This window comes from Ruegeria sp. Alg231-54 (genome assembly GCF_900143525.1).
GTDB lineage: Bacteria > Pseudomonadota > Alphaproteobacteria > Rhodobacterales > Rhodobacteraceae > Ruegeria.
On the sequence record NZ_FREZ01000004.1, the window covers coordinates 263,793 to 290,461 of the forward strand.

Annotated in this window: 31 protein-coding genes, 1 tRNA gene and 1 pseudogene; 22 read left to right on the plus strand and 11 right to left on the minus strand. The window is 55.7% G+C overall.

The window, feature by feature from the left end:
- Positions 1-9: 9 nt before the first annotated feature.
- Positions 10-636: an arylesterase gene (locus tag DHN12_RS10465; RefSeq protein WP_234416618.1), complete on the plus strand. Its 627-nt coding sequence runs from the start codon at positions 10-12 to the stop codon at positions 634-636.
- Positions 637-640: 4 nt separating this feature from the next.
- Positions 641-1,255 (plus strand): SOS response-associated peptidase, encoded by a 615-nt coding sequence (locus DHN12_RS10470; protein ID WP_108860146.1) that lies wholly within the window; start codon positions 641-643, stop codon positions 1,253-1,255.
- Positions 1,256-1,260: 5 nt separating this feature from the next.
- On the opposite strand, the gene DHN12_RS10475 is transcribed toward DHN12_RS10470, so the two are convergent.
- The gene (locus DHN12_RS10475; protein WP_108860147.1) at positions 1,261-1,821 is read right to left on the minus strand and encodes a L,D-transpeptidase; all 561 of its coding nucleotides are present in this window, start codon (positions 1,819-1,821) and stop codon (positions 1,261-1,263) included.
- A 178-nt stretch (positions 1,822-1,999) separates the two neighbouring features.
- Positions 2,000-2,206 (minus strand): cold-shock protein, encoded by a 207-nt coding sequence (locus tag DHN12_RS10480; protein ID WP_058273677.1) that lies wholly within the window; start codon positions 2,204-2,206, stop codon positions 2,000-2,002.
- A 1,200-nt stretch (positions 2,207-3,406) separates the two neighbouring features.
- Between DHN12_RS10480 and DHN12_RS10490 the strand changes: the two genes are divergently transcribed.
- Entirely contained in the window at positions 3,407-3,676 is a 270-nt protein-coding gene (locus tag DHN12_RS10490; RefSeq protein WP_159090015.1) for a hypothetical protein, read from the plus strand.
- 186 nt (positions 3,677-3,862) lie between these two features.
- Here DHN12_RS10490 and ettA read toward each other — a convergent pair whose 3' ends face one another.
- A complete protein-coding gene (ettA, locus tag DHN12_RS10495; protein WP_108860149.1) occupies positions 3,863-5,518 on the minus strand; it encodes an energy-dependent translational throttle protein EttA in 1,656 nt (551 codons plus the stop codon).
- A 142-nt stretch (positions 5,519-5,660) separates the two neighbouring features.
- On the opposite strand from ettA, the gene DHN12_RS10500 reads away from it, so the two are divergent.
- The 4 genes from DHN12_RS10500 to dacB all read left to right on the plus strand — a co-directional run bounded on the left by DHN12_RS10500 (position 5,661) and on the right by dacB (position 9,068).
- Positions 5,661-6,365, plus strand: coding sequence for a hypothetical protein (locus DHN12_RS10500; protein WP_159090016.1), 705 nt, complete (start codon positions 5,661-5,663; stop codon positions 6,363-6,365).
- 38 nt (positions 6,366-6,403) lie between these two features.
- On the plus strand, positions 6,404-6,871 hold the full coding sequence (locus DHN12_RS10505; RefSeq protein WP_108860151.1) for an MOSC domain-containing protein: 468 nt from the start codon (positions 6,404-6,406) through the stop codon (positions 6,869-6,871).
- A gap of 32 nt (positions 6,872-6,903) precedes the next feature.
- Complete coding sequence (locus tag DHN12_RS10510) at positions 6,904-7,524, plus strand: nicotinate-nucleotide adenylyltransferase (RefSeq protein ID WP_108860152.1); 621 nt, start codon at positions 6,904-6,906, stop codon at positions 7,522-7,524.
- A 65-nt stretch (positions 7,525-7,589) separates the two neighbouring features.
- Positions 7,590-9,068: a D-alanyl-D-alanine carboxypeptidase/D-alanyl-D-alanine-endopeptidase gene (dacB, locus tag DHN12_RS10515; protein WP_108860153.1), complete on the plus strand. Its 1,479-nt coding sequence runs from the start codon at positions 7,590-7,592 to the stop codon at positions 9,066-9,068.
- A gap of 2 nt (positions 9,069-9,070) precedes the next feature.
- Here the strand turns inward: dacB and DHN12_RS10520 are convergent, their stop codons facing one another.
- Both DHN12_RS10520 and DHN12_RS10525 read right to left on the minus strand, forming a co-directional pair.
- A complete protein-coding gene (locus DHN12_RS10520; protein ID WP_108860154.1) occupies positions 9,071-9,493 on the minus strand; it encodes a tellurite resistance TerB family protein in 423 nt (140 codons plus the stop codon).
- Between the two features lie 81 nt (positions 9,494-9,574).
- Entirely contained in the window at positions 9,575-10,042 is a 468-nt protein-coding gene (locus DHN12_RS10525) for an Lrp/AsnC family transcriptional regulator (protein ID WP_108860155.1), read from the minus strand.
- 109 nt (positions 10,043-10,151) lie between these two features.
- Between DHN12_RS10525 and phhA the strand changes: the two genes are divergently transcribed.
- From phhA to DHN12_RS10550, 5 genes and pseudogenes are all read left to right on the plus strand, one after another.
- Positions 10,152-10,952 carry a phenylalanine 4-monooxygenase gene (gene phhA, locus DHN12_RS10530; protein ID WP_108860156.1) on the plus strand — a complete coding sequence of 267 codons (801 nt, stop codon included), beginning with the start codon at positions 10,152-10,154 and terminating at the stop codon, positions 10,950-10,952.
- A gap of 7 nt (positions 10,953-10,959) precedes the next feature.
- On the plus strand, positions 10,960-11,313 hold the full coding sequence (locus DHN12_RS10535; RefSeq protein ID WP_108860157.1) for a 4a-hydroxytetrahydrobiopterin dehydratase: 354 nt from the start codon (positions 10,960-10,962) through the stop codon (positions 11,311-11,313).
- 121 nt (positions 11,314-11,434) lie between these two features.
- Entirely contained in the window at positions 11,435-13,018 is a 1,584-nt protein-coding gene (locus tag DHN12_RS10540) for a lysine--tRNA ligase (protein ID WP_108860187.1), read from the plus strand.
- A gap of 38 nt (positions 13,019-13,056) precedes the next feature.
- A complete protein-coding gene (locus DHN12_RS10545) occupies positions 13,057-13,458 on the plus strand; it encodes a DUF4864 domain-containing protein (protein WP_108860158.1) in 402 nt (133 codons plus the stop codon).
- 135 nt (positions 13,459-13,593) lie between these two features.
- Positions 13,594-15,882 (plus strand): annotated as a pseudogene (locus DHN12_RS10550) (glycosyl hydrolase family 28-related protein).
- Between the two features lie 21 nt (positions 15,883-15,903).
- Here DHN12_RS10550 and DHN12_RS10555 read toward each other — a convergent pair.
- Entirely contained in the window at positions 15,904-16,587 is a 684-nt protein-coding gene (locus DHN12_RS10555; RefSeq protein WP_234416620.1) for a hypothetical protein, read from the minus strand.
- Positions 16,588-16,709: 122 nt separating this feature from the next.
- Between DHN12_RS10555 and DHN12_RS10560 the strand changes: the two genes are divergently transcribed.
- Together DHN12_RS10560 and DHN12_RS10565 are read left to right on the plus strand one after the other, a co-directional pair.
- Positions 16,710-17,036 carry an antibiotic biosynthesis monooxygenase gene (locus DHN12_RS10560; RefSeq protein ID WP_058273448.1) on the plus strand — a complete coding sequence of 109 codons (327 nt, stop codon included), beginning with the start codon at positions 16,710-16,712 and terminating at the stop codon, positions 17,034-17,036.
- Positions 17,037-17,101: 65 nt separating this feature from the next.
- Complete coding sequence (locus DHN12_RS10565) at positions 17,102-17,509, plus strand: universal stress protein (RefSeq protein ID WP_108860159.1); 408 nt, start codon at positions 17,102-17,104, stop codon at positions 17,507-17,509.
- On the opposite strand, the gene DHN12_RS10570 is transcribed toward DHN12_RS10565, so the two are convergent.
- A complete protein-coding gene (locus DHN12_RS10570; protein WP_108860160.1) occupies positions 17,494-17,997 on the minus strand; it encodes a HugZ family protein in 504 nt (167 codons plus the stop codon). The two genes, DHN12_RS10565 and DHN12_RS10570, sit on opposite strands and share 16 nt — an antisense overlap.
- A 240-nt stretch (positions 17,998-18,237) precedes the next feature.
- Between DHN12_RS10570 and DHN12_RS10575 the strand changes: the two genes are divergently transcribed.
- From DHN12_RS10575 to DHN12_RS10585, 3 genes are all read left to right on the plus strand, one after another.
- Positions 18,238-18,543 (plus strand): excalibur calcium-binding domain-containing protein, encoded by a 306-nt coding sequence (locus DHN12_RS10575; protein ID WP_373455756.1) that lies wholly within the window; start codon positions 18,238-18,240, stop codon positions 18,541-18,543.
- A 96-nt stretch (positions 18,544-18,639) separates the two neighbouring features.
- Positions 18,640-18,930, plus strand: coding sequence for a hypothetical protein (locus DHN12_RS10580; RefSeq protein WP_058273445.1), 291 nt, complete (start codon positions 18,640-18,642; stop codon positions 18,928-18,930).
- A gap of 50 nt (positions 18,931-18,980) precedes the next feature.
- Positions 18,981-19,334: an MmcQ/YjbR family DNA-binding protein gene (locus tag DHN12_RS10585; RefSeq protein WP_108860162.1), complete on the plus strand. Its 354-nt coding sequence runs from the start codon at positions 18,981-18,983 to the stop codon at positions 19,332-19,334.
- Here the strand turns inward: DHN12_RS10585 and DHN12_RS10590 are convergent.
- Entirely contained in the window at positions 19,331-20,038 is a 708-nt protein-coding gene (locus DHN12_RS10590; protein ID WP_108860163.1) for an ORF6N domain-containing protein, read from the minus strand. The two genes, DHN12_RS10585 and DHN12_RS10590, sit on opposite strands and share 4 nt — an antisense overlap.
- A gap of 189 nt (positions 20,039-20,227) precedes the next feature.
- Between DHN12_RS10590 and DHN12_RS10595 the strand changes: the two genes are divergently transcribed.
- Positions 20,228-21,292, plus strand: coding sequence for a DUF4917 family protein (locus tag DHN12_RS10595; protein WP_108860164.1), 1,065 nt, complete (start codon positions 20,228-20,230; stop codon positions 21,290-21,292).
- Between the two features lie 61 nt (positions 21,293-21,353).
- Here the strand turns inward: DHN12_RS10595 and uvrB are convergent, their stop codons facing one another.
- Complete coding sequence (uvrB, locus tag DHN12_RS10600) at positions 21,354-23,540, minus strand: excinuclease ABC subunit UvrB (RefSeq protein ID WP_108860165.1); 2,187 nt, start codon at positions 23,538-23,540, stop codon at positions 21,354-21,356.
- Between the two features lie 80 nt (positions 23,541-23,620).
- Complete coding sequence (locus DHN12_RS10605; RefSeq protein ID WP_108860189.1) at positions 23,621-24,100, minus strand: SRPBCC family protein; 480 nt, start codon at positions 24,098-24,100, stop codon at positions 23,621-23,623.
- Between the two features lie 154 nt (positions 24,101-24,254).
- Here DHN12_RS10605 and DHN12_RS10610 point away from each other — a divergent pair, with 154 nt between their 5' ends.
- The 4 genes from DHN12_RS10610 to DHN12_RS25220 all read left to right on the plus strand — a co-directional run bounded on the left by DHN12_RS10610 (position 24,255) and on the right by DHN12_RS25220 (position 26,089).
- Positions 24,255-24,566 carry an ETC complex I subunit gene (locus DHN12_RS10610; protein WP_108860166.1) on the plus strand — a complete coding sequence of 104 codons (312 nt, stop codon included), beginning with the start codon at positions 24,255-24,257 and terminating at the stop codon, positions 24,564-24,566.
- Positions 24,567-25,043, plus strand: coding sequence for a GNAT family N-acetyltransferase (locus tag DHN12_RS10615; protein WP_108860167.1), 477 nt, complete (start codon positions 24,567-24,569; stop codon positions 25,041-25,043).
- Between the two features lie 175 nt (positions 25,044-25,218).
- Positions 25,219-25,295: transfer RNA gene (locus tag DHN12_RS10620), tRNA-Arg, on the plus strand.
- A gap of 545 nt (positions 25,296-25,840) precedes the next feature.
- Positions 25,841-26,089, plus strand: coding sequence for a helix-turn-helix transcriptional regulator (locus DHN12_RS25220; protein WP_108860168.1), 249 nt, complete (start codon positions 25,841-25,843; stop codon positions 26,087-26,089).
- Positions 26,090-26,432: 343 nt separating this feature from the next.
- Here the strand turns inward: DHN12_RS25220 and DHN12_RS10630 are convergent.
- Positions 26,433-26,669 (minus strand): TetR-like C-terminal domain-containing protein (locus DHN12_RS10630; protein WP_234416621.1); only part of this gene is annotated, 237 nt, incomplete at its 5' end.

Here is a 26,669-nt window from a genome sequence, read left to right on the forward strand (position 1 = left end):
AAGGCTCTGATGGCTTTACTGTTTGCTTGTTGCGGCTTTGCCGCCACAGCGGAACCGTTGGTCATCGCGGCCCTCGGGGACTCGCTGACACAAGGATACGGGCTAATGGAACAGGACGGGTTCGTACCACAGTTGGATCAATGGCTGAAGGATCAGGGCGCAGACGTGCAATTGATAAATGCCGGAGTATCCGGGGATACAACCGCAGGCGGCGCGGCCCGTGTGGATTGGACGCTGACACCTGACGTGGACGCGATGATTGTGGCGCTGGGCGGCAATGACCTGCTGCGCGGTATCGACCCGGCTGTGTCGCGCGCGAACCTTGAGACAATCGTAACCTCCGCCCGGGCGGCAGAGGTTGAGGTTTTGCTGATCGGAATGCAGGCGCCGGGGAATTACGGGGTCGATTACAAGCAGGCATTTGATGCGATGTACGCGGATCTAGCCAAGGCATATCAACTTGTGTTTGCAGAAAATTTTTTTGAAGGGTTGCAGCCAAACGGCGACCCGAACGCAGTCTGGCAGTTCATGCAACCGGATGGAATTCACCCCAACAAAGAAGGCGTGGCGCGGATCGTAGCAGCGCTTGGGCCTTACGTGCTGGAGTTGGTCGAAACCTCGGCCAAGCAGGATTGAAAAGATGCCCGGGCGATTTTTTCTGACACGGCCGATGTCCGAGATCGCCCAATTTTTGAATGTCCGGTGTGATGTGGACCTGCAGCCGCCGCGAAGGAACATTCAACCGGGTCAGGAACTGATAGTCTTGGCTGCCCAAGGCCTGACGCCCATGCGATGGGGCATGATCCCGGTTGGGCGTGTCAATGCGCGCGGTCGACCGGTGATGGAAACCATAATCAACGCCCGATCCGAAACCGTCTTTGACAAAACCGCATTCGACGGCGTTGGGCGGGCCGTGGTTCCGGTCGACGGGTGGTACGAGTGGACAGGTGAAAAGCGCCGTAAAACCGCGTGGCGCATCTCCTCTGCAGATGGCTCACTTCTGTTCTTTGCTGCGATCACGGACAGTTGGCAGGCTCCGGGCGGTCTGCGGGTTGACCAGTGTGCAGCTGTTACTTGCCCACCCAATGCTGATCTGGAGCCGATACACCATCGAATGGGTGTCCTGCTGGATCCTGCCGACATTCAGACATGGCTTACAGGAACCGAGGACGACGCAAAGGCGCTGGCGCAACCTTGGCCTGACGGGTTGTTGCAGATCGAAGAGGCGACGGACGTCGACTGGTCCGGGCCGTGACCGCCTCAGACCACCGTGACCACAGTTCCGACCGGTACACGTTCATACAAGTCGATGACATGGGCGTTCAGCATCCGAATGCATCCGTTTGAGGCCGCGCGCCCGATGGTTTGCGGCTGCGTCGTCCCGTGGATACGGAAATAGGTGTCGACCCCATTCTGAAACAGGTAGAGAGCGCGCGCGCCCAGCGGGTTACCATCACCGCCCGGTTGAACATAATCATTGTCCTTGAACTTAGCGTAAGTCAGCGGTTCACGTTCGATCATCTCGTTCGTGGGGCGCCATGTCGGCCACTCTTTCTTGACGTCGATCGTGGCTGTGCCAGTGAATTCCAGACCTGCCTTGCCAACGCCGCACCCATAACGGATTGCCTTGCGCGGTTCGGTGATGAGATACAGATAGAAGGACCGTGGCGCGACCAGAAGCTGCCCCGGCAGAAATTGTTTCTTGACCCGAACGAATTGGGGCGTGGGGTCGTATTCAACGGCCTTCTTCTTGGCCGAAGCAATACCGGGCGCTAGGCCCGCGGCTGCAGATGCTGCAAGGAAAGTACGACGTGTGAACATATTGGTTCTCTTTAAGACAACAAGGAAATCGTAAACCAGTGTCGGAATGATAACCGATCTGGTCAATCATCTGCCAAGAGTAACCGTATTGTGATGTAATCGCAGAGACACACTTCTGTTGCAGTTTTGTCCCGCGTGATGTGAAAAGGGCAGAGGTAACCTCCGCCCTTTCATGGCCTTAGGCCAGTGCGATATCGTCGGCGCTTTCGCGGCCGTCACGACCAGCGCGCAGCTCGTACGTGACTTTCTGGTTGTCGGCCAGACCGGTCAGGCCCGAACGCTCGACGGCCGAGATGTGAACGAAGATGTCTTTGCCGCCATCTTCAGGTGCGATAAAGCCAAAACCTTTGGTGGTGTTGAACCATTTTACGGTGCCTGTGGGCATATCCGTTGTCTCCTGTTTAGTGCTGCCCACGGAGTTGCGGCAGCCCGGCGTCGTTGTCTGTATCGATAGACTGAGCGCCGGAAACGGTGACAGTGGGTCGAAATAGAAAAACGTAAGCCCCATTGATATGGCATTGGGGTGGGCGTGTGACAAGGGATTTTGTGCGTTTCGTACAAGGGTTTGAGGGCCAGATTCCCGATTTGTACAAGAATCCGCCGATGGGTTTGATTATTGGTTCAGCGGCCTTTGATAAGGTAAAGCTATGCGATCAGTGCGCTGAGTGGGCATCTAGAAAACTCTAACCAAGCCTGTGATCAGGTTGCAGCACCAGCAATTGCCGCCGCATCCGCATTCCCGGGGCCAAGTACCTTTTCACCGTGTCTCTGGCAGATCGATCATCGGATTTGTTGGTGCGCGAGGTGGAGCAATTTACCGCGGCCTTTGTGGTGACGCGTTTGTTGTGTTGCCGGATCATTGGCACGCGGTTTGGACCTTGCCGCCGAGAGATGCGGATTATTTAACACGGTGGCGGTTGACCAAAATTCGGTTTGTGCGTGGCGTCGGTATGTTCGGTCCGCGGGGTGGGTCGAAAGTTGTCCAACAGGAACGTGGGAATTGGCAACGCAGGTTTTGGGAGCATTGTGTCCGCGATGAACGAGATTATCGCAATCACATGGCATATTGCTGGGGTAATCCCGTCAAACACGGATTCTTAGCGCACCCAACCCATTGGCCGTATTCGTCGATACGCCGCGATATTCGTGCGGGTCGCGTTGATCCGGAATGGAGTGGCAGCGTCACCAAGGGAAGCTTGGGGAACCGTAGGATGGGTGGTTTCACCCATCACTCCTCTGAAGAACCTCAGTTTAGAACCCCGACAATTCGCAAAAGAAGCACCCAAAACTATCAACAATAAATAGTGCCGTGACGTCACGATAGGGACAGTGGCATGAGCTTTAGTCCGCAAAGTCGCATCACAAAATGACTTTTTGACAGGCTGTTCAAGAATGACGCGGAACGCGGTTTTCTTCCCCGTTGGCGCTTGATCTTTCTTTCTTATGTACGCTGCACCGCTGCGGGTGGCCACTCACGGAAATACGGTCCTTGAGCCGAAGTCCACCGCACGCTCGGATCGGCCCGCAGCGGAACATTGCAACGAATACTCAGCTTTAAACAATTTCGAGAAACCCAACACGCACGGTGAAAGATATGTTTTTCAAGTCGATCTTAGACCATATTTTCAAATCAGCGGAGCAGGCAAATTCGGTGCCCCAAAAGCTTGCCGGGAAAACACAAATTGCAAATTCTGGAGCGGTTAATAAAAAAGAACTGACTGTGCTTTTTGGAGACGTTCTGAACGAGAAACAGGTTCGGAGTGGTGAGAACCAACAGTCAGTCGGCCAGTCGCAAAAGCAACTGATTTCCGCAGGCTGTTGTAAGGCACAGATCGAGAATGCGCGGACAACGTGACTTAAGTTGTGAGAGGCTGAACTCCGACCGGCTGCATAAGGCTCACAAATGGTCTTGAGAAGCTAAGAAAGATAGCCGCACACACCAGTCAAACCGTATTCCTGATTTCTAAGCTGGTACTCACTCTAAACAGGCTATTTGAGGCCCGGAATCATATCCGTTGGTTCCGGGCTTCAAACATAGTTTTTATCGCGCAAACTTCTTATGCTTCAACCGCTTGGGCTCCAGTGCGTCCGGCCCCAGGCGGCGCTTTTTGTCCTCTTCGTAGTCCTCGAAGTTGCCCTCGAACCATTCCACATGGGCATCGCCCTCGAACGCCAGAATATGCGTACAGATACGGTCCAAGAAAAAGCGGTCGTGTGAGATGACGACGGCGCAGCCGGCGAAATCGACCAGGGCGTCTTCCAACGCACGCAGGGTTTCGACGTCCAGATCGTTGGTTGGTTCATCGAGCAGCAAGACGTTGCCGCCCTCTTTCAGCAGGCGGGCCATGTGGACGCGGTTGCGCTCACCACCGGATAGCAGTGAGACCTTTTTCTGCTGGTCGCCGCCCTTGAAATTGAAGGACGAGCAATAGGCGCGGGAATTGACCTGCGCGTCACCCAGCTGAATGATCTCGGCACCGCCGGTGATCGCCTCCCACACAGTGTCGTTGTCCTTGAGGTCATCGCGGGACTGGTCAACATAAGACAGCTCGACTGTGTCGCCCAGCGTGATGGTGCCGTTGTCGGGCTGTTCCTGACCGGTGAGCATCTTGAACAGGGTCGATTTACCGGCGCCGTTGGGGCCGATGACGCCGACAATTCCGCCGGGGGGCAGGGCAAAGTCCAGCCCTTCGATCAGTTGTTTGTCGCCCATGTGTTTGGACAGACCTTCGACCTCGATCACTTTGCCGCCAAGGCGCTGGCCGTTGGGGATGACGATCTGGGCGCGGGTCAGCTTTTCGCGTTCGGACTGGTCTGCCAGCTCGTTATAGGCGTTGATCCGGGCCTTGGATTTGGCCTGACGGGCCTTCTGGCCCTGACGCATCCAGTCCAATTCGCGTTGCAGGGTCTTCTGCTTGGACTTGTCCTCGCGCGCTTCCTGCTCCAACCGTTTGGCTTTTTGTTCCAGCCATGCGGAGTAGTTGCCCTCGTAAGGCAGGCCCCGGCCACGATCGAGTTCAAGGATCCAGCCGGTGATGCTGTCCAGGAAATAGCGGTCGTGGGTGACGATCAGGATGGTGCCCTTGTAGTCGATCAGGTGTTGCTGCAGCCAGGCGATGGTTTCGGCGTCCAAGTGGTTGGTCGGTTCATCGAGCAGCAGCATGTCGGGGGCCTGCAGCAGCAGTTTGCAGAGCGCGACGCGGCGTTTCTCACCGCCCGAAAGGTTGGCGATGTTGGCGTCGTCTGCTGGGCAGCGCAGCGCCTCCATCGAGACGTCGATCTGGCTGTCGAGGTCCCACAGGTTCTGGCTGTCGATCTCGTCCTGCAGTTTGGCCATCTCATCAGCGGTTTCGTCGCTGTAGTTCATCGCCAGTTCGTTATAGCGATCAAGGATCGCCTTCTTTTCGGCCACGCCCAGCATGACGTTTTCACGAACGCTGAGGGTTTCATCCAGTTTCGGTTCCTGCGGCAGATAGCCGACCTTGGCACCCTCGGCGGCCCAGGCCTCGCCGGTGAAGTCCTTGTCGAGGCCCGCCATGATCTTCATCAGCGTCGATTTACCGGCGCCGTTGACGCCGACAACACCGATTTTCACACCGGGCAGAAAGCTTAGGTGGATGTTTTCAAAGCACTTTTTGCCACCGAGATAGGTCTTGGAGACACCCTGCATGTGGTAGACATATTGATAGGCGGCCATGTCGCGTCCTCTGGGTCGGGGAAATCAGGTTGGGCGGGGTGATAGCGGAGGTATCTCGGAGGGGCAAGCAGCGGCTGACATACATCTTTACTATCAAAAATGATTACTTATCTATTTCCGAACACCAAGTGCGGAGGCGGATTTGTATTCTTTTGACAGCTTGATTGATGAATTAAAAGGCGATCTTGAAATACTCTCTCGTTACCAAGTTTCACCCAACCATGAGTTCCCCTCTCAGCATGAGATAAGGTCGATACTGGCGCCAATCTTGAGAAAATGGATGTGCGACAACGGTATGAATCCTGTTCATAAAAAGCTTGGCGGCCAACAATCTATGTTTAGTGTTCCAGACCATTCTGGATTTGTGAATGAGGCTAAAACTAACAAGGCAATAAACAAATGGTTTGCCGCGGTTCCGGTTCCGCTTGGCCTCGCGGTTGAGGTGCAATTCATAAAAGATGCTGAGGTAACGTCACGATGTAAGAAAGGCGATACTATCTATGACTTCAATGCGTTCAGGGTACAAAAAGTTGGGTATTCTTCAGGAAAATTCATTACGCGGGAAGAAATAGCACGCTTTGTGGCAGACAAGATGGGCGGCACTCATACGCAATCTCAAGCAACGCCCGTCAAAGACGTTAGAAAATTGAGCTTCTTAGATTTGGTGATGGTTGCGATCCACAGTGAGGGCAAAATTGTGGAAACAGGAGACAATCCAACGGAAGACCAACGCAAGCTATGGCAGCAGTCCGGCTACAACGTTTACTCTTGTTTACATTTGAACGTCTTAGACAGCGCACATAGATTTTACAATGGCGCGAACGAGTACTTGCAGCGTAATTCTTGAGTTCTGAATTGTAGATCGCGCGAGGTTTCGAGAACGATATGCTAAGCGATTTGATATCAAGTTGGGCCCAGCCCGGTCGCGTGGAATGGATCGGCCTTAGACCGGATCGGCGGGCTGGAATGGTGGTCGCGGATGAGGAAGGCATGATCTCCACCAATGGGCTTGATGGCGACCGGAGCCGCGCAGGCAAGCGGGCGGTGACCCTGATCCAGAATGAGCATCTGTCGGCGATTGGGTCGTATCTCGGGAAGGGACCGGTCTCGCCCGATATCCTGCGGCGCAATCTTGTTATCTCGGGAATCAATCTGGCCGCGCTTAAGGGGCGCGAAGTTCAGGTTGGCGAGGCGATCCTACGCTTTACCGTGATCTGCGCGCCGTGCAGCCGGATGGAGGAGGCGCTGGGCAAAGGCGGCTATTCCGCCGTGCGGGGGCATGGTGGGTGGTGCGCCGAGGTGGTGCGGCCGGGGCGCATAAAGCTGGGCGATGTGGTGCAGCCCGTTGATTGACAACGCCGCGCAGTTCTGAACATCAGCAAAGGATGTTGCGAAGCGATATTCCATATGCGCACCCTGGGCAGGTCGTGGGTTTGTTCGGTGGATCTTTTGATCCGCCTCATCATGGACATGTGCATGTCACGCTCGAGGCGATGAAGGCGTTTGGGCTGGATCGGGTGTGGTGGCTGGTGTCTCCGGGCAACCCCTTGAAGGCGCGGGGGCCTGCGCCGCTTGCGCAGCGAATGGCGGCGGCACGCGGGCTGCTGCAACACCCTGGGGTCGAGGTGACGGATATCGAGTCGCTGACAGGAACGCGGGCGACGGCGGATACGTTGGCCGAACTGCGGCGTCTTTATCCCAAAGTGCGGTTTGTCTGGATCATGGGCGCGGATAATCTGGCTCAGTTCCATAAGTGGAAGAATTGGCGGCTGATCATGGACAGCGTGCCTGTGGGTGTGATTGCGCGCCCCGGCGACCGGATTTCTGCGCGAATGTCCCCTGCTGCGCGGCTTTATGCCAGGTACCGCATAGATGGGCAGGCGCGGCGTCTGCTGGGCCGCGCAGATGCGCCCGCGTGGTGTTTCGTGAACGTACCGATGGTCGATGTCAGTTCTAGCCAAATCCGGGCGCACGGCGGTTGGAGCGCTGAAGTGTTGCCGGAATAGCCCCATGCGCGCATAATCCATATCTGTGGTTGTGCGTATTTAATCTGTGAGATTTTATTCGACTTATGACTGATCGATTTTCTCGACGTGGATTTTTGGCAGGGCTGGGGGCGGCTTTGATCCCCTCTGCTGTGCTGGCCGAGGCGCCTTTGGTCTCGTTGCGCCCTCAATTGCGAGGCGACGTACCGACCGGGGTCGAGCGGCTTGTCCAAGCGGCCGGGCTGCGTGGTGAGGTGGTGTTCGCGGTGGCGGATGCAACAACGGGCACGCAGCTGGAAGAGTTCAGCGGCGATCAAGGGCTGCCGCCGGCAAGCGTGGCCAAGGCGCTGACAGCTCTTTATGCGTTGGATGTCTTGGGATCGGACTACCGGTTCGAGACCGCCCTGATGGCGGATGGGCTGATCGAAAATGGTATCCTGAAGGGTGACTTGATCCTTGTGGGAGGTGGCGACCCGCTGCTGGACACCGATGCGTTGGCCAATATGGCGGCGAATTTGCGTGAGGCTGGGATTTCCGAGGTTCAGGGTGCGTTCAAAGTATACGAGGGGGCGCTGCCCTATGTGTTCAGCATCGACCCGGGGCAGCCGGATCATCTGGGCTATAGCCCTTCCATCAGTGGCATATCGTTAAATTTCAACCGGGTGCACTTTGAGTGGAAACGTGATGGTACCCGTTATGACGTTTCCATGGATGCGCGCAGCGCGCGGTACAAGCCGTCGGTCGATGTGGCCTTTATGCAGATTGAGAAACGAAAAGCGCCTATCTACACCTATGAATCCAGCGCGCGGCAAGACCGCTGGACCGTGGCGCAAGGGGCGCTTGGTACTGGTGGGGCGCGGTGGTTGCCGGTGCGCAAGCCTGCGCTTTATGCGGGGGATGTGTTCAAGACGCTGGCGCGCGCGAATGGGATCCAGTTGGGTCGCGTGCAGGTCATGCGCGAAGCACCGAAGGGAACCTTACTTGTGGTGCATCACAGTGATCCGCTGGACAGTATCTTGCGCGGCATGTTGAAGTATTCGACCAACCTGACGGCTGAGATGGTCGGTATGGCGGCCTCGCAAGCGCGTGGTGCAAATCTGCAAACCTTGGTGGATTCTGCGGCCGAGATGAACCGTTGGGCAACCGAGACATATGGCGTGACAGGGATCGCGATGATGGATCACTCGGGTCTAAGCGATGCGTCCCGAATGGCACCGGGCGCTTTGGTGACAGCACTGATCGCGGCGAAACAAGCGGGCGCATTGAAACCATTGCTGAAAAAATTCACCCTTGCGGACAGTCAGGGGCGGCCTGTCAAAGATCACCCGATCAAGGTCGATGCCAAGACCGGTACGCTGAATTTTGTTTCTGGTCTTGGCGGCTTCATCACAACGCCGGGCGGCTCGGAACTGGCCTTTGCCATTTTCACCGCCGACGTCGACCACCGGGCCACGATCCCGCGCGCGCAACGCGAACGACCACAAGGCGCGCGAAGCTGGAACAATCGCTCGCGCAAACTCCAGCGCGCTCTGATCGAACGCTGGGGCTCAATGGCCGGAAGCTAAGATCAGGTGGTGTGACGTGCCCGCGCGCCGCGTTCGATCGCGGCGGCATGCAGGCGATCAATGCTCAGCTCGTAACGAATTTCTTCAAGCAGGCGCAGCTCGGGTTCCGCCAACGAGCCGTCGGCGGCGGCCACATCACACGCCAGTGCATAGGCGGTTTCGTTCAGCCGTTCGGGCAGGTTGTCGCGGATCAGGCCGAACAGGGCGTCCAGCCCGTCCTCTTGTTCAAACAGGTCAAACACGGTTTGCGAAACGCGGCGGGTTCGGTCGATGTCATACTCGGCAAAAACCGGCAGCATATTGACCGCGCCTTCGATCTTGACCAACTCAGCGGTGCGGATGGTCTCATCAGACGCAGAGATTGCAACCATGATCGCCACAAGGCAATCCTGAGGGGACATTGGGTGGGGTACTTGTTCGGTCATGGTGTCGTCCTGATTAGACTTTCTGCGTCAGCACGATAGGAGGGCAAGCGGGCAGGTTCAACGGGTTTCGCTTCGACGAGGCTAGAGAATGGGCAAAGGACCGCGCGTTTTGGTTTGTCGCAATACAAAATTGCTACGCGTGTCGCGCACAAGTCCGGATTTCAAAAGCCGCTGCATAATGAAGTGCTCAAGCTCTTCTGGGGTCTTGGCATAGACTTTCAGAATGAAATCGTGATCACCGGTGATTGAGGCGCACTCGACGATCTGAGGTTCGGTTTCAATCAGGCGCAGGAACGCGTTGATGCTGTCCTCCTGATGCTCGCGCAAAGCTACGTGAACGTAGGCTATGGCGTTCAACCCGACAGACTTGGCGCGTACCTGCGCGGTATAGCCGGAAATGATACCAGCGGCCTCAAGGTCGCGCACACGCCGCCAGCACTGAGATGCGGATAACCCCGTGCGATCCGCAAGGTCCTGCATGGATTGGCGGCCATCCATCTGAAGTTCTTGCAAAATGGCAATATCGGCGGGTTGAAGGGTTTGTCTCATAAATCATGACTCAATGACATGTATTTGCCAAAATACTGGAATTCACCCGTTAATCCAAAGCAAATTTTTCAATCAGATGGCGTATTCTTTTCATGAGGGAGGAAAAGTGATGCCCAAGTCGACCAAATACGCCGCGAAGGTTGCCGATGCGCGCGGCCATATCGCGTATACGCCGGAAGAGGATACTGTTTGGGCCGACCTCTACGCGGCCCAGGAGGAAAACGTTCAGCGCTATATGGCGCGGGACTACTTGGATGGGCTGGAGCGGCTGGACCTGCCAAAAACCACCGTGCCGTCCTGTGCAGATATCTCTGAGCGGCTTTTGGACATGACCGGCTGGCGGGTCCAACCGGTGCCTGCGCTGATCGGGTTCAAGACTTTTTTCGGCATGCTGGCAGACAGGGTCTTTCCCGCCGCATCCTTTATCCGCTCGCGCGAAGATTTCGACTATATCGAAGAGCCTGACATCTTTCACGAGATATTCGGTCATACGCCCTTGCTGAGCGATCCCCGCTTTGCGGCTTTCAGCCATGCCATTGGGAAGGCCGGGGTACAGGCCAGCGACAAGGATTACTCTTGGCTGATCCGACTGTACTGGTTCTCAATCGAATTTGGTCTGCGTCGTCAGGATGGTGAGATCAAGGCGCTGGGCTCAGGGCTTGCGTCTTCGCCGACCGAGCTTGTCTATGCCGTCGAGAGCGACATCCCCGATCGGGACCCGTTCGACATTATGACAATCCTGCGCACCCCCTATCGGATCGACATGCACCAGATGGGCTATTTCGTGTTAAACTCACCTGAGGAGCTGTTTGCGGCCGCCGAACGTGATCTGTTGGCGGATGTGCATAAGGCCCAATCCTTAGGATTGTTGCCCAATAAGTTCCCACCAAAAGCAACCGCAGCGGAGTAAACGGATCATGACCACATCAGGAGAAACCTGCAGTCTTTCGGACCGTACTTGTGTGCCCTGTTCCGGCGGCGTCCCGGCTTTGACACGCGATGAGGCTAACACCCACATGGCCGAGCTTTCGTCGGGCTGGCAATTGGATGCAGACGCAATGATGCTGAGCAGGAATTTCAAGTTCAAAGGCTTTGCCAAAGCGACCTATCTTGCAAATCTCTGCGCTTGGTTGGCCGATCAGCAGGGGCACCATCCGGATGTCTGCTTCGGGTGGGGATATGTGGACGTCAAACTGACGACCCATGAAATCGGTGGCCTGAGTGAGAATGACTTTATCTGGGCTGCCAAACTGGATCAGTTGACCGCTTAAATCGGCCAATCCATCAGGAAAAACAGCGCGCTTTATTGACTCATGCTGCACCGGCACAATAGGAGGGGTCGGTCGGTTGCATCGGGCGATCGACACTGTTTTTCCCGATGGAGCAAATCTGATGTCTGAACTGCGTGAAACCGCAATGTCGTCCAAGGCCTGGCCTTTTGAAGAGGCGCGCCGGTTGCTCAAACGCTATCAGAAAGGGGCTCCGGAAAAGGGATACGTGCTGTTTGAAACAGGCTATGGTCCCTCAGGTCTGCCCCATATCGGCACGTTTGGCGAAGTTGCGCGAACGACGATGGTCAAGCGCGCGTTCGAGGCGCTGTCGGATATTCCGACCAAGCTGATCTGTTTCTCGGACGATCTTGACGGCATGCGCAAGGTACCCAGCAACGTGCCCAACCCCGAGATTTTGGAACAGCATTTACAGCGCCCGCTGACCTCGGTGCCTGATCCGTTCGGCACGCATGACAGCTTTGGCGAGCACAACAACGCGATGCTGCGCCGTTTTCTGGATACCTTTGGTTTCGAGTATGAGTTCTACTCGGCCAAGGAATTCTACGAGTCCGGACGGTTTGACGAGATCCTGAAGCGTGCGGTTGAGCGTTATGACGAAATCATGGCGATCATGCTCAAAAGCCTGCGTGACGAACGTAAGCAGACCTATTCGATCTTCCTGCCGCTGCACCCCGAAAGCGGGCGGGTCATGTATGTGCCGATGAAAAAGGTTTGTGCTGAGACCTACACCGTGACCTTTGACGATGAGACGGGCAAGGAATGGACCGTTCCGGTCACAGGCGGCCACGTCAAGCTGCAGTGGAAGCCGGATTTCGGCGCGCGTTGGGCCGCACTGGGCGTTGATTTCGAGATGTACGGCAAAGAACACGCCACGAACGAAAAGATCTATGACGCGATCTGTCGTGCGCTGGGTGGCCGCGCGCCCGAGCATTTCTCGTATGAACTGTTCCTGGACGAAAACGGTCAGAAGATTTCCAAATCTTCGGGCAATGGTGTGTCGATCGACGAATGGCTGACCTATGCGCCGACCGAAAGCCTGACTTACTTCATGTATCAAAAGCCCAAGACGGCCAAGCGGATGCATTTTGATGTGATCCCGAAAGCTTATGACGAATACCACCAGCAATTGCGAGCCTATCCAGGGCAGGAGCTGAAAGCGCAGCTGAACAATCCCGTCTGGCATATTCACGGTGGGGACGTTCCGGAATCCACTCTGATCGTTCCGTTTGCGATGTTGTTGAATCTGGCGTCGGTTTCCGGGGCCGAGGACAAAGAGGCGCTGTGGGGCTTTATCCGTCGCTATGCACCCGAGGCCACGCCCGACACCCATCCTGATCTGGATCAGGCTGCGGGGTTTGCGGTGCGCTACTTCAACGATTTCGTCAAACCCACCCGCCAGCACCGCGCGCCGACCGATCAGGAACGCGAAGCGCTGGAAGCACTGAAAGCCGCGCTTGAGGCCTATGATGGCCCGGTTGAGGACGAAGCGCTGCAATCGGTGGTGTATTCCATCGGACGCGAGCGGTTCGACCCGATGCGCGGCTGGTTCACTGCGCTTTATGAAGTGCTGCTTGGTGCCTCGCAGGGTCCACGCTTTGGTGGTTTCATCGCCCTTTACGGCGTGCCCGAAACCATCGCATTGATCGACAAGGCTTTGGCCGGGGATCTGGCCGATTTGACCTGAAACCGCATGGGGCTACTCTTTCAACAGGAGGTGGCCCCATGCGTCGTTTACTACTTGCTGTTTCGCTCAGTGCCGGACTGGCCACGGGAGCGTTCGCCCAAAGTGCCGAGATCGAGGCAAATATTGCGGCGCAGATACAGGCCTTCAAGGCAGATGACTTTGTAACGGCCTTTAACTTTGCAAGTCCCAATATCCAGACCTTTTTCGGAACGCCCGAGAACTTCGGAGCCATGGTTCGCAATGGCTATCCCATGGTCTGGAGACCTGCAGATGTTCGCTTTCTGGAACTGCGAGAGGTTGCTGGTGCATTGTGGCAGAAGGTCATGATCACGGATGGCAATGGGAAAGTGCACGTTCTGGACTATCAGATGGTCCAGCAAGAAAACGGCTGGAAGATCAATGGTGTGCAACTTCTGGGGAACTCAGATCCGGCCGCGTGATGCAACACCACCGTCACGGTGATATGAGCGGCGGTTAATCCCTATTCGGTACTCAGGCTTTTGCGTTCGGGCAACCGCGGACACTGGGTTTGAGCGCGCGGTGACCTGCTGCGCGCAATTGGGAAAGGGATTTCTATGAACAAGGCAATCACCGACGGTATCGTCTTCATGCCACCTGCTTTTGCGAATGGTCTGAGCGTCTGGTCCAGAGGCGACGGGACACCAGGTTCGCCAACCTATAACGGGGCACCGAATGGGGCATTCGTTCCGGCAGACCCGGATTTCGGCGGCTGTCTGGAAATCCTGAAGGTGCAGACAACCCAACAGCTGCGCTATATGGGGCAGACGCCCCTGTTCCCGGGGTGCTATTTGCAGATCAAGGCGCGGGTCAAAGCGATCAGCGGTCCCTTGCCGCAGGTTCGTATTGCGGCTTGGGCGGGCGGGGCCGGGGACCAGCAGGTAACCGTTGTGGTCGATCAGGGGCCGGTCACGCAGCTTTCGGGTTACGGCACCGTGCATGAAATCACGGCCATCGTTGGCAATGGTCAACGCTCGGGCGTCGATATGCCCTGGGGCGTTGCAGCGCTTTATGGGCATTTCGGTTTGAACATCGACGGTGCCAATGGTTCGCTCGTTCGGGTCGATGATATCGAGATTACCGATGTCACCAGTATCTTCCTGCGCGAAATGATCAGCACTGTCGACGTGCGTGACTATGGTGCAATCGGCGATGGCGTCGTCGACGATTCCGTAGCGTTCGAAGCAGCGGACCAGGCAGTTGGCGGTCGCAGGATTTATGTCCCGAAAGGCACTTATTTGCTGGCGCAGAACACGTCGATGTCGTCCGAGATGGATTTTGAAGGCACTATCACCATGCCTGACGACAAGATGCTGTTGCTGACAAAGAACTTCGACCTTCCGGCTTACATCGCAGCTTTCGGGGACGAGGAGCTGGCGTTCAAAAAAGCGTTTCAGGCATTGTTGAACAATTCGGATCATGAATCACTCGACATGGGCGGGCGTAAAATCTCGGTCACGGCGCCTATCGACATGGCCGCTGCCGTTCCGAACCGGCAGGGCGGTTTTTCGACGCGGCGCATCGTCCGTAACGGGCAGTTCGATGTCAAAAGCAGCGCGGCCTGGGATACCGAGACTTTCACCTCCGTCGCACCCTACAACCCGGCGGATTCGACCAAGCTGACCAATGTGGAGAACATCGCCAACATTCCGGTTGGCGCGCTGGTGCAGGGCAATGGTGTTGGGCGTGAAATCTATGTGCGCTCCAAGGATGTCGGTGCCGGAGAGATCAGGCTGAATGACCCGCTCTTTGATGCGGCGGGGACGCAAACCTTCACGTTCCAGTCGTTCAAATACCTGTAGGATTTCAGCGGCTTCAGTACGTTGCGCAAATTTGGCATGGAAGAGATCGAATTTCAGTGTAACGGTCGCAGCAGCGCGATCCGACTTGCGCCGTCTGGCAGTACCTTCGCGGTGACGAATTGCTTTATCAGCCGGCCCAAGGATCGCGGCATCACCTCGCACGGGACAGGATGTCAGGGGATGCTTATCGACAATTGCCAGTTCCTGTCGACCGAAGAATCCTTCAACGTTTCCGACCGCAAATCCATCGCGTTGAATGCCAACGCAAACGATATCAAACTACGGCACAATCGCGCCGTGCGGTTCCTGCATTTTGCTGTGCTGGCCGGATCCAACAACCTGATCTTAGGCAACCACTTTTTCCAGGGTGACAGCATTCCGCAGGGTATCCGCAGTGCCGGGTTGATCATGACCGGGACCTATAACAGCTCGACCATTTCCGAGAATTATGTCGATAATTGCTTTGTCGAATGGACCAACGAGCGGGACGCAAACCCGGTCTACACGAGCGGGTATTCCTTCAGTTCGATGACCATTTCGGACAACATCTTTTATGCCAGCGAAGTCGCGCCGTGGTTCAGTCAGATCGTCATTCGCCCTCATGGGGCCGGGCACTATTTGAACGAAGTGGTCGTGACCGGGAATAAATTTCGTTCAAGCAGCGGTCGCATCGACCGGGTCGACCGCGTTGATACCAGCTTTGCCGATCTGAACCATTCGGCGCATCTGAACGTGATTTTCGAAGACAACACGTTCAATGGCATCAACGCAAAGGTGGAAAACCCGTTGCGGATCCGACGCTCGCAACAATCGGCATCCTCGGTTTGGACCATTCCTGCTGACGGCCGGCTGCCCTTTGGCGGCAAGGCACGCGGGTGCGATGCGGTTACGGTGTTGGGGCCGCTCAGAAATGCGGGCGGGCAGATCGTTCACGCCACGCCCTATGTCGAGCTAGAGCAGGGCGCAAATCAGGACACCATCCAAATGCGCTGGCCTTTGCCTGTCAGCGGTTCGGTGTCGGCCATCATGCGTATGGAATACTAAGCGGCGCGTGCCACAGGCGTTCTAGAACGTATTCCAGATTGCCAGCCTGATGCCCGTATTTTTGCGGGCATCATTGCGCTCCAAGCCTAGAACCCACGTGGTGGGGCTGTCCTTGGTGCGGATCATGATCGAAGGCTTGATCCTCCAGTGCAGCGGGTGGTTGCTTTGGTACGCGGTTTCGATCTGCAGCAGGGGGTTGATAAGGCGCGGGGATGACAGGCCTGCAGTAAGGTCCAACTTGCGATATACCGCATCATGCGTTCGAAACTCCAGCGCAGCATCAATGGCGATCCAGCCATTGCCCCAGCCGGTTTGAAACCCCTTGCCGTACGAAAGCGTGGCTTTGTACAAGGCCCAGGCTCGCATCTGGCGATGATGAGCACCGATTGCAATCTCGGCAGCAAAGCGTCCTGCCTTTTCGAACTCGGCGACAGGCAAGCGGGCAAACACCAGAGCATGCCCATAAATGTCGCGGTGCTCTTCAACGTCTAGGCCAAGCGTTAAATTCTCTCGCAACCCATACTCGGCATAAAATGACCCTTTGTAGTCGTATCCGTAATCCGGTTCCTTAAACGCCGTTACGGCAGTCGATACAAAAGCTGCGCCCTTATCCCGCAACCAAGCACCGGACCAGGCTGGCGAGGCTGCCAACAGCAAAATCAGAATGATCGAAACCCGGCGCATGCGTGCAGCATCCGCCAGCATGGTTAACGGATCGTTAGGATTTGGCTCAAATCTGCAGGAACTCTACGCCGCTGAATGGCAAAGGAAACACAAGACCTTTTCAAAACCTATGTTAGGTTTGATACAGATAGAGGAGAATCCAGATGCCGAAGATTGCCAAAGACACCAGCGTCCAGACAGTTATCACGACCTTTGAAATGACGCCCGGCACCTGCCAGGACCTGCTGGAAGCTCTGACGGATGCTTATGCGGAATTCATCTCGAAACAGCCCGGATTTGTCGCCGCGGGACTGCACGTGAATGACGCGCAGACCCGGATCGCCAACTATTCGCAATGGGAACGCCGCGAGGACTTTCTGGCGATGCTGCGCACCACGGAAATGCGAAACCGCAATCGGCAGATTAACGAGCTGTGCAAAAGTTTTGAGCCCGTGATGTATGAGGTGGCCGGGACCTTTGGTGGAGCCTGATCTGAATCAATGCCTAACGGCCTGAGATAGTGCAGGCTTCAGGCGTGAAAACGGAGGTGCGCGTCATGTATCATAATATTCTTGTCCCCATTTCCTTTGATGCCGAAAGGGATATCTCGGGGCCGTTGAAGCTGGCCGAAATACTGGCGACATCGGATGCACAGGTCACGTTGCTGCATGTGGTCGAGCATATTCCGAGCTACGCCATTTCTTACATGCCGCCCGAGTATCTGGCCGAAGCTCGCAAGGCGCTGCAGATGGAACTGGACGCGCTTGCGGAAAAACTGCCCAACGCCAAAGGTGTTCTGGTCGAGGGTCATTCGGGCCGGACAATTCTTGATTGGGCGGTCGAACATAAGCCCGACCTGATTATCATGGCGTCTCACCGCCCGGGGATGCAGGATCTGTTGCTGGGCTCTACGACTAACCATGTGGTGCGCCATGCGGCCTGCGCCGTTCATGTGGTGCGCTGATCGGTCCAGATATCTGTTGGGGCAAGGCGCCATGCCTTGCCAAAGCCGCCGTTCAAAATCGCATCGGAAATGGTGAACGTGACAAATCCGAAATCGGTGAAGTCCGCATAGAGCTTGGCCTTGGGCCTCAGGCTCAGATACCGCGCGCGCAGCGCGGCGTGTTTCTCTGCTCCTTTGGCGACGAACTGCGCGTTGGCATGCAGCGTCAGCCTTGGGTGCGTCAACGGATCGCCTGTATTACCGGGTTCACCAATCAACAGGGCACAGGCCGGATTGGTGGTCAGTGCCCGGGTGTGGTCGGCCAGGGTTGAGATCAACGTGACCGGCCGGCCCCGATCATCCGTTGCAAGAGCTACGCGCGACACAGAAGGTAACGTCGTATCGGGGCGCAGCACGGCCAGCGCGCCGAACGTCGCGTTTTCGATCAGGTCGCGGGCCATTTGGCAGGCTGTGTCATCAACCGGGCGATACGGGTCGGTTTTGGTCATCGGTGTTTTAGCCTTGGGGGTTCATCTGGACGCAACATTATCCGCATAGCGACCTATGCGCGAGAGGGGCATTCGGGTCTCGGTTTTGCCACAAACCCGGTTTAAGTGTCGGGTATGGCGCTCAATGATTCCGAGCAGGGCTCGAATAAGAAAAACCAAAGAGCTGCAGCGCGGCATCGGCGCGCGGATGCGCTGCGCAGACGAGCGTTGTCGCCTGTACGCATCATTTTCATGATCCTCATGTTGCCCGCCACCACCGCGGCGATCGCGGTGGGTGTCTTTTTGCGAACATCCGAATTCGAAAGTCCCGATGCCCTTTTGCATTTGGTAGCGTTGGCTGGTTGTCAGGCCGCCGAAGCGCTTGTACCCGGGCCGTACTGGGACGGTGAGCCGGGATATCACGCGCGCAACGATACGGATGGAGATGGTGTTGCCTGCGGGGCGACGGCTCCTCAGTTCGCAACTCCCCAACCGGCTGCGGACCCTCAACCAGCTGCGGCGGCGCCTCAGCGGCAGGTGGGTACGGCCAAGTTCGTCCGGCCCTGATCACCTCGACCCGAACATTCAAATCTATGCTATAGTACACGTGACGCGCCAATTCGGCCGTCAGTGGGGGATTTCGCCCTGAAAGGGAGAAAAGTCATGTTTGCACGTATTACGCAGTTCAAAATGAAGCCTGGCATGCGGGATGCTGCCGAGGCCAAAATGAATGAACTGAAAGACCAGATTATGGGCATGGAAGGTATGCACAGCTTTACCAATGTCATGAACGAGGACGGCACCGGATTTGTCGTCGCAGTTGTCCAAAGCGAGGAAACATCAAACGCAAACGCATCCAAAGTGGCCAAGCTTTGGGGCCATTTCGCCGAATTTCTGGAAGGCCCACCATCCCCTGCGGGGTTTGATGTGGTGGTTCACTGGGACAAGGGATAAAACCTCGCCCAGCGCTTGCCAAACCACACCCAATCGCCAAAATTGGGCTGATGACCCGCGATGAATTCAACAGCTTTTGTGCCAACCTCAAAGCCACCAGCCATGTGGTGCAATGGGGCAATGCGGATGTATGGAAAGTGGGCGGCAAGGTTTTTGCGCTCTGTGGCTGGAACGACGGCAAGGATGCTTTCACTTTCAAGGCGACTGATCTGGCTTTTGAGGTGCTGGGCAGCGAACCCGGCATCCGCCCAGCGCCCTATCTGGCGTCGCGGGGCATGAAATGGCTACAGGTCTATGACGAACGCGGGATGAGCGATGCGTCGCTGCGCGAGCATATCTTGACGTCCTATGGTCTGGTCGTGGCCAAGCTGACCAAGAAATTACGGGCGGAATTGGGTGTTTAGCCCTTCATCGCCTGCAGCAATTCCAGCAGTTGTTTCCGGTCGCCGTCGTCCGTGTAGTCACCGGTGGCCAGACGTTCGGCAATGCGCAGGCGCAGGCGTTCCTGCTGGGTGCGCACCTCTTCGCCTGCGGTCTCAGCCAGAGTTTTCATGATCATCGCCACCGCCTGTTGCCGCTTGGTGGTGGGGTTGGCGATATAGTCGACAAGGCTTTGCTGACCGGAATCGAGGATGTTTTCGGCCAGATCACGCAGTTGATCGCCATTGGAAAGCAGCGGGGCAGGGGCGTCCTCGGGCGGCAGAATTTCCGGCACACTGCGCGGGGTCTCGGCCAGCGCATTTGCGCCGTCTACAAAGGCCTCGGTGATCATTCGCGTGATCTTGATGGCGCGCGGGTCCTTGAACAGGGCCGAAGCGATGGCCACGCCGTAATCCGTATAGACCCACGGGTTGACCCGCCGCCCACCACGGCCTTTGGGTTTTGAGATCACATTCCGTGATTGCAAATCACCGACCTCGGCATCGGTCAGCTGAAAGCGGTAGCCTTCGAACAGGTCCTTGTTGCGCGAGACGGCCTGATTAAAGGCGCTGACGGACTTTCCATAGAACTGCGCCAGATCCTCGGCCAGCACCACGCGAGTGCCGCGCACCCGGTGAATGGCGCTTTGGACTTCATGAGTGCTGGGCAGGTTTTTGGGTTTTGTCATGGCAACCGTTTGGAATCACAATTTGTGATTTCAAACGTGGAGGAGGGCGGGGCGGGGTGCAACCCGGCTAGTGACATCTTAAGCAAGTATTTGGGCGCGACAAATTCTACCATTGCATGAATTTTCAAAGTGATATTTCCAATAAGTCTCCGATAGATATCTATTAGACACCCACGATTGGATCAATAAATGCAATTGCTTACATTCCAACAGGCACTTGACGATAGTTCGAATTACAACAAGCGTCACCTACTGCTCGGAAACGGATTTAGCATTGCCTGCAAACCGAAGATTTTTACCTATGGTTCGCTTTTTGATAATGCAGATTTCTCGAAAAACCCCAATCTACCAAACGTTTTCAAAGCTCTAGGAACAACAGATTTTGAGGTTGCGATCAAAGCACTTGAAAACGCCGCGTCGATTGCAAAAGTTTATTATCCAAGCAGTTCGAGCCCAAGACAAGCGATGCAAAGGGATGCGAACGATCTGAAGAAAATACTAATTGGAACTGTGACCAGAAACCACCCCGATGGGCCGTTCGACTTGGATGAAGATGAGTTTCTCCATTGTCGGTATTTTCTCAATAACTTCATTGGCACTAGCGCGAGCGGCAATGTCTACACATTGAACTACGACTTGCTGCTATATTGGACCTTGATGCACACTGAATTCTCTGACGGATCTAAAGTTGATCTTAAATCAGTTGATGGCTTTGGAGATGATGATCCACGTCAAAAAGAGGACTACGTTACTTGGCAAGGTGAAGGCAGTCGAATGCGTTCGAACGTCTATTATCTCCATGGCGCACTTCACCTGTTCGATGCCGGAAACGAACTTCAAAAATTCACGTGGATCAGAAAAGATGAGAGACTGAAAGATCAATCTTGGCACGCGATGATGTCAGGTCGGCTCCCATTATTTGTCGCAGAAGGCGACACAGTACAAAAAGCCATAAAAATCCAACACAACGCGTATCTATTTCAGTGCCTAAAAAGCTTCAGAGCTAACGTTGATCAGAAAAACAGCTGTCTCTTCATTCATGGTCACTCGCTGGCTGACAATGATAATCACATTCTGAGGGAGATTGCTCGAGGTAGGTGTAAAACCATCTACGTGAGCTTACACGGCGATCCTGGGAGTGCGCCTAATCAGTCGATTGCCACCAAGGCTCAGGCAATGGCGGAGAACAGAGGTGTTGGAAATCCCTTAGAAGTAAAATTTTATGATGCTACGAGCGCAGCAGTTTGGGGCTAAAAACTAAAGAAACTGGTACCAAATGACGTTTGTCTGGGAACATATCAAACAGCTCGTGGTATCACCGCTTCCTTCTCTTCACATTCCCGCCCCGTTGCCCCGGCCTGCCAGCCGTTGAACGCCCGCGCGACTTCACCGCGTCTTCCGAGGCTTTCTCGACCGCCCATTGACGCGCCATGGGGTCGTCGGCGATGGCCAGATCGACCGCTTCCAGACGTTTGATCTCATCCCGGATATTGGCGGCCTCTTCGAATTCCAGGTTCTCGGCAGCTTTGCGCATTTGCTCGCGCAGGCCGTCCAGATGCGCCTCGAGGTTCGCGCCGTGCATTGGTTTGTCGATGGTGGCGGTGACGCGGTTCATGTCGACGTCGCCCTGATAGAGACCGGCCAGAACGTCCTCGACATTCTTCTTCACCGTTGCGGGGGTGATGCCGTGTTCGTCGTTATAGGCGATCTGTTTGGCGCGGCGGCGGTTGGTTTCATCCAGCGCGCGTTCCATCGAGCCGGTGATCTTGTCGGCATACATGATCACCCGCCCGTCAGCGTTCCGCGCGGCGCGGCCGATGGTCTGAACCAGTGAGGTCTCGGATCGCAGGAAGCCTTCCTTATCGGCGTCCAGAATGGCGACCAGCCCGCATTCGGGGATGTCGAGCCCTTCGCGCAGCAGGTTGATGCCGATCAGCACGTCGAACGCGCCCAACCGCAGGTCGCGCAGGATTTCGATGCGTTCCAGCGTGTCGATGTCCGAGTGCATGTAGCGGACCCTGATGCCCTGTTCGTGCATGTATTCGGTCAGGTCCTCGGCCATGCGTTTGGTCAGGGTGGTGACCAGCGTGCGATAGCCGTCGGCGGCGACCTTGCGCACCTCGTCCAGCAGATCGTCGACCTGCATGCCGACAGGGCGGATTTCGACCTCGGGGTCCAAGAGCCCGGTGGGGCGGATCACCTGTTCGGTGAAAACGCCGCCGGTCTGTTCGATCTCCCACTTCGCAGGCGTCGCCGAGACGAAGACGGATTGCGGGCGCATGGCGTCCCATTCCTCGAACTTGAGGGGGCGGTTGTCCATGCAGGACGGTAAGCGGAACCCGTGTTCGGCAAGCGTGAATTTGCGTCGATAGTCGCCCCGGTACATGCCGCCGATCTGCGGCACGCTGACATGGGATTCGTCAGCGAAGACGATGGCGTTGTCGGGGATGAACTCGAAGAGCGTCGGGGGCGGCTCACCCGGTGCGCGACCGGTCAGATAGCGCGAGTAGTTTTCGATCCCGTTGCAGACGCCGGTGGCCTCGAGCATTTCCAGATCGAAGTTGGTGCGCTGTTCCAGCCGTTGGGCTTCCAGCAGCTTGCCCTCGCCGACCAGCTGGTCCAGCCGGATACGTAGTTCCTTTTTAATGCCGATGATCGCTTGGTTCATCGTTGGCTTCGGCGTCACGTAGTGGGAATTCGCATAGACGCGCACCTGCTCCATCCACGCGGCGCGTTCGCCGGTCAGCGGGTCGAATTCGGTGATAGTCTCCAACTCCTCACCAAAGAACGAAAACTTCCACGCCCGGTCCTCAAGGTGAGCAGGCCAGATTTCCAGTGAATCGCCCCGAACCCGGAACGAACCGCGCTGAAACGCCTGATCGTTACGGCGGTATTGTTGGGCGACCAGATCGGCCATGATCTGGCGCTGGTCGTATTCGTTGCCGACCTTCAGGTCCTGCGTCATCGCGCCGTAAGTTTCGACCGATCCGATACCGTAGATACACGAGACCGAGGCCACGATGATCACATCATCGCGTTCCAGCAACGCTCGGGTGGCCGAGTGGCGCATCCGGTCGATCTGTTCGTTGATCTGGGATTCTTTCTCGATATAGGTATCCGACCGCGCGACATAGGCCTCGGGCTGGTAATAGTCGTAGTAGGAGACGAAGTATTCGACCGAGTTTTCCGGGAAGAAGCCTTTGAATTCGCCATAAAGCTGGGCCGCCAGCGTCTTGTTGGGCGCAAGGATGATCGCAGGGCGTTGGGTTTCTTCGATCACTTTGGCCATAGTGAACGTCTTACCGGTCCCCGTCGCGCCCAGCAGAACCTGTTCTCTTTCGCCGTCAAAGATACCGCTGGTCAGTTCCTTGATTGCAGTTGGCTGATCACCAGCAGGCGCGAACTCGGTATGCATGACGAACTGCTTGCCGCCCTCGAGTTTCAGGCGCGCGCGAACGTCATCAGCGGTCAGCTGTGTCTTGTCGGAATGGGCATAGGGCATAGGCAGGCTCCGGGTCAGGCCCTTACATTTGTTCTTATTTTGTCCAACTGCAAGGCCTGATCCGGTTCAGAAACTCAGTTTCAGTAATAGGCATACTGTGCATCGGGGATTTGAACCGATTGCACCTTGTCGGCCAGCGCTTTCAGATTGCTCTCCAGAACCCGGCCCATCATCGCCTTCATCAGTGTTTGACCCATCAGCCAGCCCAGCGGGCCATATTTCATCTGGTAATCCATGCTCCAGACGACCCGCGAATGGCCATTCGCGAGGGGTTCGATGGTGATGGCTGCATGTGCTTGGGTCAAAGGCATCGCCGGCATCTCGGACAAGCGTACGCGATAGCCTTTGTTGACTTGCCAATCCGTCACTTCCTCGACCAGCGAGGTGCCGTTTTCAAAGTGGCAACGCCGTTTCGACCCGACGCCGTCTTGCCCAGTCGTCAGCGCGTCCACCGAGGCGACTTGTGGTGCGAATTCGTCGATATGCATGAAACGGCTTAGAATAGCCCAAAGGGATTCGGGCCGAGCGTCGATTTCCAGGCTTTTTCTATGGTGGATCATGTTGGTGTCCTCTTGATGGCGTTGCACAATTTATAAAAGGCCCTGATGACAGTTTCTGACATCAGGGCGTGACCAGCCGCGACAAATCCCATCTTGTCCCAGCCTGTACTCTGACGCATAAACAATCTCAGCCAAGTGAGGACGGAGGGGCGACATGCGCGCACGGATTTACAAGCCTGCCAGGAACGCAATGACTTCGGGGATGGCCAAGACCCGCAAGTGGGTTCTGGAATACGCGCCCGCGTCGTCGCGTGAGGTTGATCCGCTGATGGGCTGGACGTCTTCCGACGATACGCAAACTCAAGTGCGCCTGAAGTTCGACACCAAGGAAGAGGCGCTGGATTATGCCAAAGACAATGGCATCGAAGTCCAGGTCAGCGAACCGCACAAACGCAAACCCAACCTGCGTGCGAGCGGCTATGGTGAGAATTTCGCCACCGATCGGCGCGCGCCCTGGACCCACTAAATGATCGAAATCCATGAGGCCGATCCGACCTCGGACGCGCTGCGCCCATTGATCGAGGCGCATTTCGCCCATGGCGAAACTGCCGGACCTGCGGAGAGCAACCATACTATGGATGCCCAGGCTCTGGCTGCCGAGGGCATCAGGTTCTGGGCCATGTTTGAGGACGGACGGCCCGTCGGCTGCGGAGCGTTAAAGGCGTTGCCGGACGGAACGGCCGAGGTGAAGTCTGTTCACATCATCTCGAAGCTGCGTGGACGCGGTCTGGCGCGTCAGATGATGAACCACCTGACAGATGAGGCCGGCATCCAAGGGGTGGCGGCTTTGGTTCTGGAAACAGGTGCGGAACATCTGCCGGAATATGCGGCCGCCCGTAAGCTATATGAACAGCTTGGGTATTCCTATTGCGGTCCGATTTTTGGATATGAAGACGACCCGAACAGCGCCTTTATGCGCTTGGCTCTTGAACCCCGGAAGTAAAAACAGCAAGAAGGGCCCAGCGGTCCCGTAGCTCAACTGGATAGAGCACCAATAACCCCCAGTTTGTCACCAAAACACGCAACCTTCTGATTACAAGGAGAAATAATTGGTGATGTTATCAGAAAATTACCAAGTTGACTTATCTGCCGACATTGTTCAATAACTGCTAACTTGCGCCCACGTAATTCAACTGGATAGAATATCCGACTTCTAATCGGGCTGTTGGGGGTTCGAGTCCTCCCGTGGGCGCCATTTCACTAAGCCTTCATTTTTGGTTTTACGTGGACACAGTTTCGGATGCGGATACCCTTTTGGAAGTCGCCCGCCAAACGACTTGCTGTTGTGTTCCAGACTGCATTTTGCATACTGAGCCGACTTTTCAACGGTGTGTCTCAAAAAGTTTGCGCGTGTGACTAAAGAACTGCCCTTGCTGTACACGGTATAGCGCGCGGTTTGTTGAAACCAAATTTGGTCTTCTTCCAAAACCTTATAGTGCAGCTGACCAGTATAGGGTGACCGTTGCCGCCCAGTGTTAGATTTTGGTCTTTGCGATTCAGAAAATACTTGCTGCGATGGCGCTAGTGGCTCTGATCTATCCTGTAGGAAATTCAATCGCTCTTCTAAAGCGTCAAGTATTTGATCTAGCTGCTCTTTTGAAAGTAGCTCGTTGCCCGCCATTGTTTGACCTCACCTTGTTTCTCATGTTTCTTCAACACTGGGTCTTGTATGGCAAAAAATGAAAAATTCATAGTATACTTCGTGGACGAAGCGCACATCTTGCGCGATTCCTCCCTACTATGGAGCAATCGCGCATAAACACCTTCTTGATAGCGTTTGCTGTAGTTTTGCGACGTGAGAGGCGATCTAGGAAGTTAACCCAACAGGAACTCGCCAGAAAGGCCAGTAAAAGTGTGCGATACATATCATTGTTGGAAACAAGTCGACATCAGCCAACCCTTGAATCGCTGAAGCTTCTTAGTGACGCACTCGACCTAAGCGTCAGCTGTCTTCTTAAGAAGGTGGAAGATGAAGCGGAAAAAAAGTGAGCGATATTCAGAATGTCTCTCGAATGTCTGGGTTAGCTGCGTACTAGTAGTTGGCAAAGCACGGTTTTGGAGGTCAACTTTGGGCTGCTCCAGTCAATTATGGTTGCTGCGGAGAACGGCAAACTGAGCCCTCTTTGATCAATGCTGCACGGCGCCCCAATGACCGGAATGCGCAGAAAGCGGACTTTGCACACTTCGAAGAAATATCATTGCGAATCTTTGCCAAGACCATTTGGAGCAGCCGCTATTAGGAACTGGCTGGACATGCTATTGATCATGATTTGATGCTCTGCCGTAATCTCGCGCCCGTTACTGGTCGCTTTGATTGCAAAGTAAAGGATGGTCACTGCCCTGAATTGGTTTTCGCGATACTGCAAAGCAGATCAAGATGTCGGTCCAACCAATCCTCGTCCATTGCCTCGTGACGAATGAGCTTGCGGAAATAAGGTGCAGCCACTGCTAGTTCTATGAGTTGGTCAACCGGAACGTCGGCGGTGATCTCACCGCGGTCTATTGCGGCTGCAAATACTGCTTCAACACTTGCGAACCTGTCTTTCATGAATTCAGTAATCACCAACCG

Bases quoted from the DNA above. Each gene is read 5' to 3' on its own strand.
- DHN12_RS10465 (WP_234416618.1), top strand. From the start codon at position 10: ATGGCTTTACTGTTTGCTTGTTGCGGCTTTGCCGCCACAGCGGAACCG.
- DHN12_RS10470 (WP_108860146.1), top strand. From the start codon at position 641: ATGCCCGGGCGATTTTTTCTGACACGGCCGATGTCCGAGATCGCCCAA.
- DHN12_RS10475 (WP_108860147.1), bottom strand. From the start codon at position 1,821: ATGTTCACACGTCGTACTTTCCTTGCAGCATCTGCAGCCGCGGGCCTA.
- DHN12_RS10480 (WP_058273677.1), bottom strand. From the start codon at position 2,206: ATGCCCACAGGCACCGTAAAATGGTTCAACACCACCAAAGGTTTTGGC.
- ettA (WP_108860149.1), bottom strand. From the start codon at position 5,518: ATGGCCGCCTATCAATATGTCTACCACATGCAGGGTGTCTCCAAGACC.
- DHN12_RS10505 (WP_108860151.1), top strand. From the start codon at position 6,404: ATGCTAAGCGATTTGATATCAAGTTGGGCCCAGCCCGGTCGCGTGGAA.
- DHN12_RS10510 (WP_108860152.1), top strand. From the start codon at position 6,904: ATGTTGCGAAGCGATATTCCATATGCGCACCCTGGGCAGGTCGTGGGT.
- dacB (WP_108860153.1), top strand. From the start codon at position 7,590: ATGACTGATCGATTTTCTCGACGTGGATTTTTGGCAGGGCTGGGGGCG.
- DHN12_RS10520 (WP_108860154.1), bottom strand. From the start codon at position 9,493: ATGACCGAACAAGTACCCCACCCAATGTCCCCTCAGGATTGCCTTGTG.
- DHN12_RS10525 (WP_108860155.1), bottom strand. From the start codon at position 10,042: ATGAGACAAACCCTTCAACCCGCCGATATTGCCATTTTGCAAGAACTT.
- phhA (WP_108860156.1), top strand. From the start codon at position 10,152: ATGCCCAAGTCGACCAAATACGCCGCGAAGGTTGCCGATGCGCGCGGC.
- DHN12_RS10535 (WP_108860157.1), top strand. From the start codon at position 10,960: ATGACCACATCAGGAGAAACCTGCAGTCTTTCGGACCGTACTTGTGTG.
- DHN12_RS10540 (WP_108860187.1), top strand. From the start codon at position 11,435: ATGTCTGAACTGCGTGAAACCGCAATGTCGTCCAAGGCCTGGCCTTTT.
- DHN12_RS10545 (WP_108860158.1), top strand. From the start codon at position 13,057: ATGCGTCGTTTACTACTTGCTGTTTCGCTCAGTGCCGGACTGGCCACG.
- DHN12_RS10555 (WP_234416620.1), bottom strand. From the start codon at position 16,587: ATGCTGGCGGATGCTGCACGCATGCGCCGGGTTTCGATCATTCTGATT.
- DHN12_RS10560 (WP_058273448.1), top strand. From the start codon at position 16,710: ATGCCGAAGATTGCCAAAGACACCAGCGTCCAGACAGTTATCACGACC.
- DHN12_RS10565 (WP_108860159.1), top strand. From the start codon at position 17,102: ATGTATCATAATATTCTTGTCCCCATTTCCTTTGATGCCGAAAGGGAT.
- DHN12_RS10570 (WP_108860160.1), bottom strand. From the start codon at position 17,997: ATGACCAAAACCGACCCGTATCGCCCGGTTGATGACACAGCCTGCCAA.
- DHN12_RS10575 (WP_373455756.1), top strand. From the start codon at position 18,238: ATGTTGCCCGCCACCACCGCGGCGATCGCGGTGGGTGTCTTTTTGCGA.
- DHN12_RS10580 (WP_058273445.1), top strand. From the start codon at position 18,640: ATGTTTGCACGTATTACGCAGTTCAAAATGAAGCCTGGCATGCGGGAT.
- DHN12_RS10585 (WP_108860162.1), top strand. From the start codon at position 18,981: ATGACCCGCGATGAATTCAACAGCTTTTGTGCCAACCTCAAAGCCACC.
- DHN12_RS10590 (WP_108860163.1), bottom strand. From the start codon at position 20,038: ATGACAAAACCCAAAAACCTGCCCAGCACTCATGAAGTCCAAAGCGCC.
- DHN12_RS10595 (WP_108860164.1), top strand. From the start codon at position 20,228: ATGCAATTGCTTACATTCCAACAGGCACTTGACGATAGTTCGAATTAC.
- uvrB (WP_108860165.1), bottom strand. From the start codon at position 23,540: ATGCCCTATGCCCATTCCGACAAGACACAGCTGACCGCTGATGACGTT.
- DHN12_RS10605 (WP_108860189.1), bottom strand. From the start codon at position 24,100: ATGATCCACCATAGAAAAAGCCTGGAAATCGACGCTCGGCCCGAATCC.
- DHN12_RS10610 (WP_108860166.1), top strand. From the start codon at position 24,255: ATGCGCGCACGGATTTACAAGCCTGCCAGGAACGCAATGACTTCGGGG.
- DHN12_RS10615 (WP_108860167.1), top strand. From the start codon at position 24,567: ATGATCGAAATCCATGAGGCCGATCCGACCTCGGACGCGCTGCGCCCA.
- DHN12_RS25220 (WP_108860168.1), top strand. From the start codon at position 25,841: ATGGAGCAATCGCGCATAAACACCTTCTTGATAGCGTTTGCTGTAGTT.